The sequence below is a fragment of the Ruminococcus sp. CAG:379 genome (genome assembly GCF_000434255.1).
GTDB lineage: Bacteria > Bacillota > Clostridia > Oscillospirales > Ruminococcaceae > Ruminococcus_F > Ruminococcus_F champanellensis.
Genome location: NZ_FR894916.1, coordinates 22,559 through 22,874 on the forward strand (window position 1 = coordinate 22,559; position 316 = coordinate 22,874).

The following is a 316-nucleotide window of genomic DNA, read 5'->3' on the forward strand; positions in this document are numbered from 1 at the left end:
GGTGCGGGAGCTGCCGGTGGCGTATTCCCTTGCCCCGGCGGAGCTGTTTGCCCGGGGGGCGGTGTTCCTGCTGCGGGGGCTGGGCTGTGTGGAGGAGCTGTCCTTCGGCAGCGAATGCGGGGATCCCGCAAGGCTGAGCCAGGCGGTGAAGGCAAGCGTGTCCTGCGGCAAAAGCGATGCCATGCATCAGCTGCTCCGGGAGGGGCTGCCCTACCCCAGAGCTATGCGGCGGCTGGTGCTGGAGCAATACGGAGAGGAGCTTGCCCGGGTATTTGACGGGCCGAATAATTTACTGGCGGTGGAATATCTGAAGGCG

At 65.5% G+C, this 316-nt stretch carries 1 pseudogene; it reads left to right on the forward strand.

The window, feature by feature from the left end:
- Positions 1-61: 61 nt before the first annotated feature.
- Positions 62-316, forward strand: a pseudogene (locus QVO51_RS09295) (nucleotidyltransferase family protein); the annotation flags it as partial.